This is a genomic window from Streptomyces sp. NPDC092369 (assembly GCF_044755245.1).
Taxonomy (GTDB): Bacteria; Actinomycetota; Actinomycetes; order Streptomycetales; family Streptomycetaceae; genus Streptomyces.
This window is the reverse complement of sequence record NZ_JBIVQP010000003.1, coordinates 767,591-782,283: the sequence shown is the minus strand read 5'-3', so window position 1 is coordinate 782,283 and position 14,693 is coordinate 767,591. Positions and strand designations below refer to the sequence as shown.

Annotated in this window: 12 protein-coding genes; 7 read left to right on the top strand and 5 right to left on the bottom strand. The window is 68.8% G+C overall.

Features of this window, described 5'->3' with window-relative positions:
- Positions 1–41: 41 nt before the first annotated feature.
- From ACIQI8_RS20430 to ACIQI8_RS20415, 4 genes are all read left to right on the top strand, one after another.
- Positions 42–1,850, top strand: coding sequence for an ABC transporter substrate-binding protein (locus ACIQI8_RS20430; protein WP_402352252.1), 1,809 nt, complete (start codon positions 42–44; stop codon positions 1,848–1,850).
- Between the two features lie 90 nt (positions 1,851–1,940).
- Complete coding sequence (locus tag ACIQI8_RS20425) at positions 1,941–2,921, top strand: ABC transporter permease (RefSeq protein ID WP_402352249.1); 981 nt, start codon at positions 1,941–1,943, stop codon at positions 2,919–2,921.
- A gap of 21 nt (positions 2,922–2,942) precedes the next feature.
- The gene (locus ACIQI8_RS20420) at positions 2,943–4,004 is read left to right on the top strand and encodes an ABC transporter ATP-binding protein (RefSeq protein WP_402352247.1); all 1,062 of its coding nucleotides are present in this window, start codon (positions 2,943–2,945) and stop codon (positions 4,002–4,004) included.
- Positions 4,005–4,015: 11 nt separating this feature from the next.
- The gene (locus tag ACIQI8_RS20415) at positions 4,016–5,143 is read left to right on the top strand and encodes an ABC transporter ATP-binding protein (RefSeq protein ID WP_402352244.1); all 1,128 of its coding nucleotides are present in this window, start codon (positions 4,016–4,018) and stop codon (positions 5,141–5,143) included.
- Positions 5,144–5,149: 6 nt separating this feature from the next.
- Here the strand turns inward: ACIQI8_RS20415 and ACIQI8_RS20410 are convergent, their stop codons facing one another.
- Positions 5,150–5,890, bottom strand: coding sequence for a class I SAM-dependent methyltransferase (locus tag ACIQI8_RS20410; RefSeq protein ID WP_402352241.1), 741 nt, complete (start codon positions 5,888–5,890; stop codon positions 5,150–5,152).
- A 137-nt stretch (positions 5,891–6,027) separates the two neighbouring features.
- Between ACIQI8_RS20410 and ACIQI8_RS20405 the strand changes: the two genes are divergently transcribed.
- From ACIQI8_RS20405 to ACIQI8_RS20395, 3 genes are all read left to right on the top strand, one after another.
- Entirely contained in the window at positions 6,028–7,371 is a 1,344-nt protein-coding gene (locus ACIQI8_RS20405; protein ID WP_402352239.1) for an MFS transporter, read from the top strand.
- 650 nt (positions 7,372–8,021) lie between these two features.
- Positions 8,022–8,855: an alpha/beta fold hydrolase gene (locus ACIQI8_RS20400; RefSeq protein WP_402352236.1), complete on the top strand. Its 834-nt coding sequence runs from the start codon at positions 8,022–8,024 to the stop codon at positions 8,853–8,855.
- Positions 8,848–9,483, top strand: a complete 636-nt coding sequence (locus ACIQI8_RS20395; RefSeq protein WP_402354039.1) for a TetR/AcrR family transcriptional regulator — start codon at positions 8,848–8,850, stop codon at positions 9,481–9,483. The genes ACIQI8_RS20400 and ACIQI8_RS20395 overlap by 8 nt, the downstream gene beginning before the upstream one ends.
- A gap of 175 nt (positions 9,484–9,658) precedes the next feature.
- Here the strand turns inward: ACIQI8_RS20395 and ACIQI8_RS20390 are convergent, their stop codons facing one another.
- The 4 genes from ACIQI8_RS20390 to ACIQI8_RS20375 form a co-directional block, all read right to left on the bottom strand.
- Entirely contained in the window at positions 9,659–10,705 is a 1,047-nt protein-coding gene (locus tag ACIQI8_RS20390; protein WP_402352233.1) for an ABC transporter ATP-binding protein, read from the bottom strand.
- 25 nt (positions 10,706–10,730) lie between these two features.
- Entirely contained in the window at positions 10,731–11,771 is a 1,041-nt protein-coding gene (locus ACIQI8_RS20385) for an ABC transporter ATP-binding protein (RefSeq protein WP_402352231.1), read from the bottom strand.
- A gap of 50 nt (positions 11,772–11,821) precedes the next feature.
- Positions 11,822–12,802: an ABC transporter permease gene (locus tag ACIQI8_RS20380; RefSeq protein ID WP_402352228.1), complete on the bottom strand. Its 981-nt coding sequence runs from the start codon at positions 12,800–12,802 to the stop codon at positions 11,822–11,824.
- Positions 12,803–12,904: 102 nt separating this feature from the next.
- On the bottom strand, positions 12,905–14,635 hold the full coding sequence (locus ACIQI8_RS20375) for an ABC transporter substrate-binding protein (RefSeq protein ID WP_402352225.1): 1,731 nt from the start codon (positions 14,633–14,635) through the stop codon (positions 12,905–12,907).
- Between the last annotated feature and the right edge of the window lie 58 nt (positions 14,636–14,693).

Sequence of the window (14,693 nt, the reverse complement as noted above, 5' to 3'; positions counted from 1 at the left end):
TGATTGCACTGGTGACACACAGATGGGTGGAAACTTCAGTGATGAGTAGGGGCGGACGCCACGCATACGCCGCTTTGTCAGTGTTCGCGGCCGGGGCACTCGTGCTCACCGGTTGCAGCAAGGGCGGCAGCGACGCGAGCGACAACGACAAGAAGGACAAGGAGAACGCCGCGAGGCAGCAGTCGTCGATCAAGTTCGGCGACGCGGCGGACTCCACCGGACCCGCGGCCGCGGTCGCGGGCGCCAAGAGCGGCGGCACGATGGAGGTGCTGCAGCGCGACAGCTTCGCCCACCTCGACCCCGGGCAGATCTACGTCTCCGACGAGATGGCGCTCTCGCAGCTCATCCACAGAGGCCTGACCGGCTACAAGGCGACCGGCACCGACGGCAAGGGCCACGAGGTCGTCGGCGACCTCGCCACCGACTCCGGTACCACCACGGACGGCGGCAAGACCTGGAAGTACACGCTGAAGGACGGACTCAAGTTCGCCAACGGCACGCCGATCACCTCCACCGACGTCCGGCAGACCTTCGAGCGGCTGTTCGCGCCCTTCATCAACCAGGGCCCGAGCTACATCCAGCAGTGGCTGGCCGACTCCTCCGGCGCCGACTACCGCAAGCTGCTGCCGGACGGCCCCTACAAGGGCAAGCACCTGCCCGCCAGCGTGCTGGAGACGCCGGACGAGAAGACCGTCGTCTTCAAGTTCAAGTCGCCGCACCCGGACCTGCCGTACGCGCTCGCCATGGCGGGCTACTCCATCGTGTCGGCCAAGGGCGACACCAAGGAGAAGTACGACAAGAACCCGGTGACGACCGGTCCTTACAAGATCCAGTCGTTCAAGTCCGGCAAGTCGATGGTGCTCGTCAAGAACGCCAACTGGGACCCGAAGACGGACCCGATCCGCAACCAGTACGTGAACCAGTGGGACTTCACGTTCAACCAGCAGTTCGAGCAGTCCACCAAGGCCCTGCTGGCCGACAGCGGCGCCGACCAGACCGGCATAAGCCTCAGCAACCAGGTCGACGCGGGCAACCTGTCCAGCGTGCTCAAGGACCCGAAGCTGAAGTCCCGCACGATCTCCGGCTACCAGCCCTACGTGGGCCAGATGAACATCAACATGAGCAAGCCGGAGCTCAAGGACATCAAGGTCCGTCAGGCCATCGCGTACGCGCTGCCGATCACGCCGTTCATCCGCGCCTTCGGCGGCACCGACGCCATGGAGGTCGCCGGCGGCTTCCTGAGCCCGACCGTCAGCGGCTACGACGCGAAGTTCGACCCGTTCGGCAAGAAGAAGAAGCCCGCGGGTGACCCGGTCAAGGCCAAGAAGCTGCTCGAAGAGGCCGGCAAGCTCAACATGAAGCTGACCTTCGGCTACACCAACACCCCCGAGGGCCAGCAGTACTCCACCGCCATGGCGGCGGGCCTGAAGAAGGCCGGCTTCGACGTCCAGCGCCAGGAGATCCCGGCCGAGACCTACTACGACCAGGTCAGCAAGCTGGACAACCAGTTCGACATCTTCCACACCGCGTGGGGTGCCGACTGGCCGTCCGCCTCGACCGTCATCCCGCCGCTGTACGACGGCCGGGGGATCGCCGAGGGCGCGCAGAACTACTCGCAGGTCAACAACGCTCACGTGAACAGTGAGATCGACCGGATCAACAAGATCACCGACCCGGTCAAGGCCTCGACCGCGTGGGAGCAGGTCGACCAGTACCTGCTCACCAAGGTCGTCAACGCGGTCCCGACCGCGTACTACAAGCAGACCCAGATCGCCGGTTCCAAGGTCGGCGGCTTCGTCTACGACGACGTGATCGGCGGCGTCGACCCCCGCCGTCTCTTCATCAAGTAACCACCGTCGGACCGGTACCCGGTGCGCGGCCCCACAGGGCGGCGCACCGGGTACCGCCCCGCCCGTCGACGTCAGAGAGCTGCCCCTGTCATGCTGCGCTTCCTCTTCCGCCGGTTCCTCGGTGCCGTCGTCATTCTCTTTCTGTTGAGCATCGTGACGTTCCTGCTGTTCTTCGGAATGCCGCGTGACCCGGCGCTGCTGATGTGCGGCAAGACGTGCAACCCCACCAGCCTGGCCAACATCCATCATGTGCTGGGCCTCGACAAGTCGATCCCCGAGCAGTACGGGATCTTCCTGCACAACCTCGTCTTCGGCAGCAACGAGTTCGCCCAGGGCCCTTGCCCCGCCCCCTGCTTCGGGTACTCGTACCACACCAACGACCAGGTCTGGTCGACCCTGCTCGACCGGCTGCCCACCACCGTCTCGCTCACCATCGGCGGCGCGGCGGTCTTCCTCGTCGTGGGCCTGGGCACCGGCATGATCGCCGCCTGGAAACGCGGCAGCCTGGTCGACAAGGTGGTCACCGCCGCGTCGATGGTGCTCAGTTCGATGCAGATCTACTTCCTGGGCCCGCTGGCGCTGGCGATCCTCGTCTACCAGACGCACATCTTCAGCAAGCCCGCCTACGTCGACTTCACCTCCGATCCGATCGCCTGGTTCGACGGGCTGATCATCCCGTGGGTGGTGCTGTCCACGATCTTCGCCTCGCAGTACACCCGTATGGCGCGCTCGTCGATGATCGAGCAGCTCCAGGAGGAACACGTACGCACCGCCCGCGCCAAGGGCATGTCCCGCAAGTACGTCTTCTTCCGCTATGCCTGGCGCGGCTCGCTGATCCCGATCGTCACCATCTTCGGCATCGACCTCGGCTCGCTGCTCGGCGGCGCCATCATCACCGAGTACACCTTCGGTCTGCCGGGCCTGGGTCATCTCGCCGTGGACGCGGTGTCCTTCAGCGACCTGCCGTTGCTGCTGGGCGTGATGCTGTTCTCCGCCACCATGATCCTGCTGTTCAACATCATCGTCGATGCCTGCTACGCGTTCATCGACCCGCGCGTGCGGCTGTCCTAGGCCGGGTAAGAGGAGACTGTCGTGACCACTCTGACCAAGGAAGCCGGGGCACCTGTACCGGCTGACGCGGGCGCCTTCCTCTCGGTGCGGGACCTGCACGTCAGCTTCAAGACCGAGGACGGCATCGTGAAAGCCGTCGACGGGCTCTCCTTCGACGTGCAGCGCGGCAGGACGCTGGGCATCGTCGGTGAGTCGGGCTCCGGCAAGTCCGTCACCAACCTGACGATCCTCGGCCTGCACGACCCGAAGTTCACCACCGTCGAGGGTGAGATCCTCCTGGACGGCCAGGAGTTGACGACCGCCCGCGAGTCGGATCTGGAGAAGGTGCGCGGCAACAAGGCCGCGATGATCTTCCAGGACCCGCTGACCGCGCTCTCCCCGTACTACACGGTGGGCCGGCAGATCGCCGAGCCCTTCATGAAGCACACCGGGGCCTCCAAGCGGGTGGCGTGGGACCGGGCGGTGGAGATGCTCGGCAAGGTCGGCATCCCCAACCCCAAGGAGCGGGCGAAGGACTACCCGCACCAGTTCTCCGGCGGTATGCGCCAGCGCGCGATGATCGCCATGGCGCTGGTCTGCGACCCCGACCTGCTGATCGCCGACGAGCCGACCACGGCTCTCGACGTGACGGTCCAGGCGCAGATCCTCGACCTGCTCAGGGACCTCCAGCAGGAGTTCGGCACCGCGATCGTCTTCATCACCCACGACCTCGGCGTGATCGCCGACATGGCCGACGACATCATGGTGATGTACGCGGGCGGCGCGGTGGAGCGGGGCACCGTGAACGAGGTGCTGCGCTCGCCGCAACACCCCTACACCTGGGGCCTGTTGAACTCCATGCCACGGCTGGACTCGGCCCTGGACGAGCCGCTCAACCCGATCCCGGGCGCTCCGCCCTCGCTGTTGACCCCGCCGTCGGGTTGCCGCTTCCACCCGCGCTGCACCTTCCAGGACCGGGTCGGCGGCACCCGCTGCGTCACCGAACGTCCACTCCTGGCCCCGGACCGGGCCTCCGCGTGCCACCTCACGGCGGAGCAGAAACGCACCATCTTCATCGAAGAGATCAAGCCCCGACTGGGCTAGGAGGAGACGTCATGAAAGAGGACCTCGTCCTTCCCGCCCCGCGGGAAGCCGCCGCCGACTCGGCCGGCGAACCCCTGCTCGAAGTGGCAGGACTCACCAAGCACTTCCCGGTCAAGGGCGGTTTCCCGATCCGCCGCACGGTCGGCGCGGTGCAGGCCGTCGACGGCATCGACCTGACCGTGCACGTCGGCGAGAGCTTCGGCCTGGTCGGTGAGTCGGGCTGCGGCAAGTCGACGACCGGCCGGCTGATCACCCGGCTCATGGAGCCGACGGCCGGCACGATCTCGTACCGGGGCAAGGACATCTCCCACGCCAGCCGCAAGCAGCTGGCGCCCATCCGCTCCGAGATCCAGATGATCTTCCAGGACCCGTACTCGTCGCTCAACCCGCGGCAGACGGTCGGCAAGATCATCTCGGGACCGATGGAGATCAACGGCATCGAGCCCGAGGGCGGCCGGGAGAAGCGGGTCCGCGAACTCCTGGAGATCGTCGGCCTGAACCCCGAGCACTACAACCGCTTCCCGCACGAGTTCTCCGGCGGTCAGCGTCAACGCATCGGTGTGGCACGGGCGTTGGCCCTGGAGCCGAAGCTGATCGTGGCGGACGAGCCGGTGTCGGCCCTGGACGTCTCCATCCAGGCGCAGGTGGTGAACCTGCTCCAGAAGGTCCAGGCGGAACTGGGCATCGCGTTCCTGTTCATCGCCCACGACCTGGCGGTGGTACGGCACTTCTCGCAGCGCGTGGCCGTGATGTACCTCGGCAAGATCATCGAGGTGGGCGACCGCGACTCCATCTACACGCGCCCCCGGCACCCCTACACCCACGCGCTGCTCTCCGCGGTGCCCGAGGTGAACCTCTCCGACGAGTCGGACGGCGGCCGGCGCGAGCGCATCCGCCTGGCCGGCGACGTGCCGTCCCCGATCTCCCCGCCCTCCGGCTGCCGGTTCCGCACCCGGTGCTGGAAGGCCCAGGACAAGTGCGCGGCCGAGGAGCCGCCGCTGATCCAGATCTCCGGAAACCGCGAAGGCCATCTGACGGCCTGCCACTTCCCGGAGGAGCCGACGATCGAGGGGCGCGACGAGGACATCGTGCTCGACCCGGCGCTGGCGGCGCTGGAGGAGGGGCCCGAGGCGCAGTAGCCGCCTCTAAGAGGCTGCTTGTGCCACGGTGACGATCTCGGGGCTGGCGGGGGTGAGCGGTCCCCGCCCCCAGTCGCCGTACTGCCCGACGACGGTGAGGCCGGCCTCCGTGAGGAAGCGGGAGAGGGCGTCGGGGGAGAGGAAGCGCAGGGTGGACCGGCAGACCTGGGGGCCCTTCCACCGGGCGCCCTCGTAGGTCTCGGTGAACGTCACCCGGTCCCCGCGGACGGGCAGTTCGACCTCGTGCCACACCTGTACGGCGGTTCCGTCGGCGTCGCTGACCTCGCAGCGGCGCTGCGGGGTCCACCGCTCCCAGGCGCGCGCCGAGGGGTTGCGCGTCTCGAACACGAACCGTCCGCCCGTGCCGAGGGCCGCGCGCACGGATCGCAGTGCCGCGCGGATCTCCTCGTCGGCGACGATCTCCTGGAACGCGTGCCCGGTCATCACGACGAGGTCGAACTCCCCGTCCCACGCCCGGCTGCGCAGGTCCCCGAGCACCCACTCGACGTCCCGTTCGGCGTCGCGGGCCCGTACGAGCATGGCGGCCGCGGGGTCGAGGCCCATGAGCCGGCCCCGGTGGCCGTCGGATCTGGCCCGTGCCAGCAGACGGCCCGTGCCGCAGCCGACGTCGAGCACGGAGGACGCGGACATCACCAGTTTCAGGTAGAAGTCGTCGCCCGGGCCCCAGGAGTTGAGCACGTCGTAGAGCGCGGCGAGCGATGGATCGGCGAAGGCGCGGTCGACCACCGGGGAAGTGTGGCACACCGACGGGTGGGACATGACAAGATCGCGGATTCAACTGGCGGCAAAGGGCGTGGAGTTGGCGTGACACCTCCCGGTGGGGTGCGTGCCGGGCTCAGGTCGGAGTCGTAGGGTGCCTGATCGTGACGGTGACAGAGTCTTCCGGCGGGGCGCCGCTGTGGCGTGATCGGCAGTTCGTGGTGCTGGCCCTGGCCCGGGTGATCTCCGTGCTGGGCAACGGCTTCGCGCGGGTGGCGCTGGCGTTCGCGGTGCTCTCCCTGCCGGGGGCGGGCGCGAGTCGGTTGTCGTTGGTGCTGGCCTGTCAGGCGGTGCCGCAACTGGTGTTCATCCTGGTCGGCGGGGTCATCGCGGACCGCATGTCCCGGTCGCGGCTGATGGCGCTGGCGGATGTGCTGGGCGCCGGGGCGTACGCGGGCCTTGCGGCCATGGTGCTGACCGGGCACGCGCCCCTGCCGGCGATGTGCCTGTTCGCGGTGGCGGCGGGCACGGCCACCGCCCTGTTCGCGCCCGCGCTGGACGGTCTCGTACCGCTGCTGGTCCCCGCGAGCCGCCTCCAACGGGCCAACGGCGTCCTGCGGATGGGCATCAACGGCTCGATGCTCCTGGGCCTGGCGCTGTCCGGCGTGACGGTGGCCCTGGTCGGGGCGGGCTGGGCGCTCGCCCTCAACTCGGCGTCGTTCGTGGTCAGCGCGGCGCTGACGGCCCGGTTGCGGGTGACCACACCTGCCCGCTCGAAGGCATCCGGCTGGGCCGATCTCCGCGAGGGCTGGCACGAGTTCGCCTCCCGGCAGTGGCTGTGGGTCGTGGTCGCCCAGTACGCGGTGGTCGTCGCCGCGAACAACGCCAACGTCGGCGTCCTGGGCCCCTTGGCGGCCGACCAGCATCTCGGCGGCCCCCGGGCGTGGTCGGTCATCGTGGCCGCGCAGGCCCTGGGCACGATCGCCGGCGCCGGCCTGGCGGCCCGGGTACGGGTGGGCCGTCCCGTCCTGGTGGCGGTGCTCTGCACGTTCCCGGCCGCGCTGCCCATCACCCTGCTCAGCCTCCGCGCCCCGGTGTGGCTGATCGCCACGACGATGTTCGGCGCGGGCATCGCGAGCGACGTCTTCGGCGTCCTGTGGACCACCACGGTCCAACGCCGCATCCCCGAACAGGCCCTGTCCCGGGTCAGCTCCTACGACTGGTTCGGCTCCCTGGCCTTCGCCCCCCTCGGCCTTCTGATCGCGGGCCCCGTCGCGACGAGGGTGGGCACGGACACGGCCCTGGCGGGCTGCGCGACCCTGATCGTCGTAGCGACGGCGGGGGCCCTGCTGTCACCGGAGGTACGCAGGCTGGGCGCCTCGGACGAGGTGGGCGCAGGCGGGGTACTTCCGGATGGGGCGTCCGTGGCGGGGACCCGCCCGGCCGAGGAGCCCGCCGACGAGACCTCGCTCTCGGAGCGGGCTCAGGAGCCGGGGGATCGCGCGTAGGACGCGGGGCGCCGCGGGCAGGGGGACGGGCGCGCTCGGGGTGAGGGCGCGCGGCCGTGGGTGCACGGGGTGCGTGGGTGAGATGCAGCTTGCCAGGACGTCCGCAGTCGAGGTCCGTCAGGGTGAGTGCCCGGTGAGGCGCGCTCGCGGGACAGGCCTCGGAGTCGAGGGGCCGTGCTGCGGGCGGGGGTTCGCGGGCACGCGTGGACGAGTCGCAGCTCGACCGGGCCTTCGCGGCCGAGGCCCGTGGTGCCGAGGTAGATGATGCGCGGGTGTCGGCGATGCGGCCGCGTTTGTTGGGGCGTGGCACAGCGTGCTGGCTTCCTGTGCGGCTCGGCCTGGCTCGCGGCGCGTTCGCGGGGCACGCCTCGGAGTCGAGGGGCGGTGCTGCGGGCGGGGGTTCGCGGGCATGTGCGGATGAGTCGCAGCTCGATCGGGCCTTCGCGGCCAAGGCCCGCGGTGCCGACGTAGATGATGCGCGGGCGTCGGCGATGCGGCCGCGTTTGTTGGGGCGTGGCACAGCGTGCTGGCTTCCTGTGCGGCACGGCCCGGCTCGCAGCGCGCTCGCGGGCATTGACTTCTTGGCTAATGCTGATAGCTTTTAGCTAATGGAGTTAGCCGCCAGGCCGGCGGAGTCGATGGAGGCAGTCGTGACCGAGTTCCTGAACGTCAACGGCGGGACGATCGCGTACGAGGTGAGCGGCACGACCGGGCCGCTGGTGGTGGTCGCCCACGGCATGGGCGACAGCCGCGAGGCCTACCGGTTCCTCACCCCGGCCCTGGTGGACGCCGGGTACCGGGTCGTCGCGGTGGACCTGCGCGGCCACGGCGAGTCCAGCGTCGGGTGGGCGTCCTACAGCCGTACGGACCTCGCGGGTGACCTGATCGCCCTGGTGAAGCACCTCGGCGAACCCGCGATCCTCGTCGGCCACTCCATCGCCGGCGGCGCGGTCACGATCGCCGCGGCCACGGCCCCGGAGCTCGTCACCGCGCTGGTCGAGCTCGCGCCCTTCACCCGCAAGCAGCAGATCCGGCTCGGTGACCTGCGGGTGGCCGCCTACCGCCGCGGCGCGACCCACCTCATGGGCACCACCATCCTCGGCAGCACCCGGCAGTGGGCCAAGTACCTGGACGTCGCCTACCCCGGCGCCAAGCCCGCGGACTGGGACACGCGCATGGGGCAGATCACCGCGATGCTGGAGGAGCCCGGCCGGATGAAGGTCCTCCAGGCGATGGGCAAGATCTCTCCCGCCGACGCCGGTGAGCAGCTCGGCAACGTCACCTGTCCGGTGCTCGTCGTGCAGGGCACCCTCGACCCCGACTGGGCCTCGCCGCAGGCCGAGGGCGAGGCGATCGTCGCCGACCTGCCGACCGGTCTGGGCCGGCTGGAGATGATCGAGGGGGCCGGTCACTACCCGCACGTCCAGTTTCCTGAGCAGACCCTCGCCGCGATCCTGACCTTCCTGGCCGGTGTCGATGCCTAGGGCAGGCCTGGACGCGGCCACGATCGTCGTCGCCGCCGCCGAACTCGCGGACGAGATCGGCTTCACCGAGCTGACCATGAGCCGGCTGGCCGAGCGGGTCGGGGTGCGCGCCCCGTCGCTCTACAAGCACATCGCCAGCCAGGACGACCTCCACCGGCGCATCGCGGCGCTCGCCTTCGACGAGGCCGCCGACGCGATCGGCGCGGCGATTCAGGGCCGCGCCGGACGCGACGCCCTGGCCGCGGCGGCCGGCGCGCTCCGCGACTTCATGCTCACCCACCCCGGCCGCTACGCGGCCACCCTCGCCCTCACGCCGACCGGTCCCGACCACCCGATCATGCTCGCCTCCAGACGAGGGATCGGACCCTTCGAAGCCGTACTGCGGGGATACGACATCGCCCCGGAGCGGATGACCCACGCGCTGCGGGCGGTGCGCAGCGTCTTCCACGGCTTCGCCCACCTTCAGGCATCCGGCGGATTCCAGTGGTCCGCCGACATCGGCGAGAGCTTCGAGTACCTCATCGACCTCGTCGACCACGGCCTACGCGCCGTCGCGAGCACGGACTCCACCGCGTTGGCAGACCCCGCCGGTCATCACCGGCCGACCACGCGCTCGCCGTCACCCTGACCGGTGACGGCACCCTCCAAGAACAACGCCCGTACAGAGCGAAGGCCCGTGCCCCACGCGGACGCGTGTGACGCGGGCCTTCTTCTCCCCGGGGAGCGGACGTTCGTGGGCTCGGGTCAATGGGCCTGGAAAGTCCGTTCCGCGAAGGGTGGCGGCTGACGGGATTGGGGTGTTGTCAGGCCGCCGCCTCGGGGTTCTTGGAGAGGCGCGGGGCCGGGACCAGGGCCTCCGTCTCCGGGTAGTGGCAGGCGGTGAGGTGGCCGGGCTTGTTGCCCTCGACCTGGACCAGCGGCGGGGCCTCGGCCGCGCACTTGTCCGTCGCCTTCCAGCAGCGGGTGCGGAAGCGGCAGCCGGAGGGCGGGGAGATGGGGGAGGGGACGTCGCCGACCAGGCGGATGCGCTCGCGGGCCGGGCCGTCGTCCACCGTCGCCTCGGGTACGGCGGACAGCAGCGCCCGTGTGTACGGGTGGCGCGGGTTGCCGTACAGGTCGTCGCGGTCGGCTATCTCCACGATCTTGCCGAGGTACATGACCGCGACCCGGTGTGAGAAGTGCCGGACGATCGCCAGGTCGTGGGCGATGAACACGAACGCGATGCCGAGTTCCTGCTGGACCTTCTGGAGCAGGTTCACCACCTGCGCCTGGATGGAGACGTCCAGGGCCGACACCGGCTCGTCCGCCACGATCAGCTTCGGCTCCAGGGCCAACGCCCGTGCCACGCCGATGCGTTGACGCTGACCGCCGGAGAACTCGTGCGGGAAGCGGTTGTAGTGCTCGGGGTTGAGACCGACGATCTCCAGCAGCTCACGGACGCGGGCCTCCCGGCCGCCGGCCGGGTTGATGTTGTTGATCTCCATCGGACCGGACACGATCTTGCCGACCGTCTGCCGCGGGTTCAGGGACGCGTACGGGTCCTGGAAGATCATCTGGATCTCGGAGCGGATGGGCGCCAGCTGCTTGCGGCCCGCGTGGGTGATGTCCTGCCCGCGGTAGGTGACCCTGCCACCGGTCGGCTCAAGCAGCCGCGTGATCAGCCGGCCGGTGGTCGACTTGCCGCAGCCCGACTCGCCGACCAGGCCCAGGCTCTCGCCCTCGGCGACCTGGAAGTCGAGGCCGTCGACGGCCTGGACCGCGCCGACCGTACGCCGGATCGGGAAACCGCCCTTGATCGGGAAGTGTTTGGTCAGCCCGCTGACGTCCAGGAGGGGGTTCGTGTCGCTCATGATGGGAAGTCCCGTTTCTAGTACGTCAGTTGTGCTGGGCTACGGCGGCGAGATCGGCGAAGAGTTCCTGGCGCTGCGCGGTGGTGAGGTGGCAGGCGGAGCCCCGGCCGTCGACCACCTCCAGCACGGGCCGCTCGCTGGAGCAGCGTCCGCCCGGGACCTGCTCGGCGAAGGCGCAGCGCGGGTGGAAGCGGCAGCCGGACGGCGGATTGAGCAGCGAGGGCGGCGAGCCCGGGATCGGCATCAGCGGTACGTCGACCGGTCCTTCGAGGCTCGGCATGGAGCTGAGCAGACCGAGCGTGTACGGGTGCTGCGGGTCACTCAGCACCTCCCTCTTGGTGCCGCGCTCCACACACCGGCCGCCGTACATCACCAGGACGTCGTCCGCGATGTCGGCGATCACGCCGAGGTCGTGGGTGATGAACACGATCGCGGTGCCGAACTCCTGCTGGAGGTCCTTCAGCAGGTCCATGATCTGGGCCTGGACCGTCACGTCGAGGGCGGTGGTCGGCTCGTCGGCGATCAGCAGTTCCGGGTCGCAGACCAGGGCCATGGCGATCATCGCGCGCTGGCGCATACCGCCCGAGAAGAGGTGCGGGTAGTCGTCCACCCGGATCTCCGGCTGCGGGATCCCCACCCGCTTCAGCATCTCGATCGCCCGCTCCCGGGCCTCCTTCTTCGAGGCGCCGGTGTGCTTGCGGTACGTCTCCGCGATCTGCTTGCCGACCGTGTGGTACGGCGACAGCGAGGCGAGCGCGTCCTGGAAGATCATGGACATCTTGTTGCCGCGCAACCGCTCCAGCTCCCGCTCACTCGCGGTGAGGAGCTCCTTGCCGTCGAGCAGGATCTCGCCCTCGATCGCGGTGCGGTCGCGGTCGTGGAGGCCCAGGATCGTCAGGTTGGTGACGGACTTGCCGGAGCCCGACTCGCCGACGATGCCGAGGGTCTGGCCCTTGGCGAGGTCGAAGGAGAGTCCGTCGACGGCCTTGACGACGCCGTCCTCGGTGGAGAAGTGGACCTTCAGATCCCTGACGGAGAGGAAGGGCTGCTGATCGGTGCTCGTCACGGGAGACGCTCCTGGGGGGTGATGCGGGGGTAGGGGGTACGGGCGGAGGGTCAGGCGAGCCGGATCCGCGGGTCGATGAAGGCGTAGGCGGCGTCGACGATGATGTTGAAGAACACGATCGCGGCGGCGGCCAGCACGGTGACGCCGAGCAGCATCGGCAGGTCGCTCTGGTTGACGGAGGTCACCGCGAGCCGGCCGATACCCTGGAGGCTGAAGACCTGCTCGGTGATGATCGCGCCGCCGATCAGCGTGCCGAGGTCGATGCCGAACACCGTGACGATCGGGCCCATGGCGCCGCGCCAGGCGAAGCGCAGGAAGACGTTCGCACGCGAGAGGCCCTTGGCGCGGGCGGTGCGGACGTAGTCCTCGCTGAGCTGCTCGACGAGCTGGGAGCGGGCCATGCGGGTGTAGTTGGCGGTGAAGATGATCGACAGCACGATCCACGGCAGCAGCAGACCGGAGAACCACGAGACGGGGTTGTCGGTCAGCGGCGTGTACGAGGGCTGGGAGAGGATGCCGGCCTTGAAGACCAGGAAGTACAGCGCGAGGTAGCCGACGAAGTAGATCTGGAGCGAGGAGCCGAGCAGCGAGGCCGAGGTGGCGAACTTGTCCAGGAACTTGCCCTGCTTCAGCGCGGCGATCATGCCGGTGCCGACGCCGAAGACCAGGAAGATGGCGGCCGAGCCGAAGGCGAGCGAGAGGGTCAGCGGCAGTCGGTCCATGATCGTGCCGAAGACGGGCTCGTTGTTGGCGAAGGAGTAGCCGAGGCACGGCGCGTTGCAGTTCCCGAAGCCGCTGTAGTCCCGACCGACGAAGATCCCCTTCAGCCAGTACCAGTACTGGACCGGGATCGGATGGTCGATGCCCAGGTTGTGCCGGATCTGCGCCAGCGAGGCCGGCGTGCAGTTCTTGCCGCAGGACATCATGGCCGGGTCACGCGGGACGGCGTAGAAGAGCCAGAAGGTGATGGCGCTGATGATCAGGAGAATGACCAGCGCGCCGATCGTACGGCGGACAAGGAAGCGGAACATGGGGTCAGGACTTTCCGGGCGAGGCGCCGTTGCCGGGGCGTGAGGGGTGTGGAGCCGGTGGGGGCGGCCCGCTGCGGGACCGCCCCCCTGGTGCCGGGGCGCCTACGCCTTGGCGTAGAGCCGGGTGAGCGCGATGCCGGTGTTTCCGGCGTCGTAGACGAAGCCGCCGACCTTCGTGCCGTGCATCCAGTTGCGGATGGCGTGGTAGTCCGGGACACAGGCCGCGAGTTCCATGACCTGCTTGTCGATGGCGCCCCAGGCCTTGTTGGCCTCGTCCGCGTCGGTGATCAGGGAGGCGGCCGCGATGGCCTTGTCGACGCTCGCGTTCTTCAGCTGGGCGTAGTTGCTGCGGCCGTCGCCGATGTTCTCGCCGTCCCAGCAGGGGTAGAAGACCGAGTAGCCGCCCGGCCAGTCCGGGCTCCAGCCGGCCGCGAACAGGTCGTACTGGTTGTCGATCTTGCCGATCTGGGTGTAGAAGGTCGACTTGTCGATCTGCTTGTTGACGACCGTGAAGCCGGCCGCCTCCAGTGCGTTCTTGATCGCCACGGCCTGCTTCACCGCGTTGTCCGACGTCTGGTAGGCGATGACCAGCTTCTGTCCGACCTTGCCGGCCTCCTTGAGGAGGGCCTTGGCCTTGACCGGGTCGCCGCCGGGCTTCTTGGTCTTGCCGTAGAGGTCGAAGTCCGTGTAACCGGGCGTCACCGGGGAGAAGATGGTGGTCGCTATCTCGCTGGTGGACGCGCCGCCGCGGATGGTCTGCAACTGCTGGTTCGGCCAGGCGTAGTTGATGGCCTGGCGGACCTTGACGTCCGTGATCCGGGTGGTGTTGATCGGCCAGTAGTAGGTGACCGTGTCGACCGCGGTGAGCACCTGCTCCTTGAGCTTCGCGTTGGTGAGGACCGTGGCGATCCGCTCGGGGGCGACCTCGTTGAAGATCGACATCGTGTACTGGTCGTTGCCCTTGTCCGCGATGTAGCGGTCGGTCGAGGCCAGCAGCTCGTAGCCGAACTGGAAGAGGTACTTGTCCGGGTAGGCGTTGCGGATCGGGTCCGTCGCCGCGTCCCAGTGCTCGTTGCGGGTGTACGTCAGGGACTTGCCGACGTCGCGGGCGGAGATCTTGTACGGGCCGCAGGAGAACGGCTGCTTGTCGTACTTCTCCTTGGTGTCCTTCGACTTCTTCACGAAGGAGTACGCCCGCTCGGCGAGCGTGAAGTTGAAGTCACCACGGGCCTCGTTGAGGCGGAAGGTGATGGTCCTGCCGTCGATCTCGATGGAGTCGAGGCTCTTGCCCTCGTAGGGGCCCTTGTACTTGTCGCCGCCCACCAGGAACTGCTGGACGTAGCGCGGGCCTTCGGTGACGAAGGAGGCGAAGAGGCGCTCGAAGGTGTGGCGGACGTCGTCCATGGAGAGGTCGGAGCCGTCCTCCCACTTGATGCCGTCCTTGATGGTGAACGACCAGGTCTTGCCGCCGTCCTTGGCCGTGCCCGCGTCCGTGGCCGCGTCGCCGACCAGGGTGGCGCCGCCCTTGGAGTCGAGCTTGTAGCCGGTCAGGCCGCGCATGATCGGCGTGGTGATGAGGATCTCGGTGGAGACGTAGATCTGGGCCGGGTCGAGGTGGTCCATGTCGAACTGGTCGAGCCCGTAGATCGTCCCGCCCTTGACCGCGCCGGCGACCTCGGGAGCCGGGCCCGTCGAGTCGGCCTTCGTGCCGACCGCGATCTTGCTCTGCTTGGCCTTGCTGACCGAGGGGACCTTGTTGTTCGAGGTCGAGTTGGAGCCGCCGCAGGCGGTGAGCACGGTGCTCGACGCGGCCACCACGCCGGTGGCGATCATGAAGTTTCTACGGGAAAAAGACACAGCAACCCTGCCTTATGGGTGGGACGGGACCAGC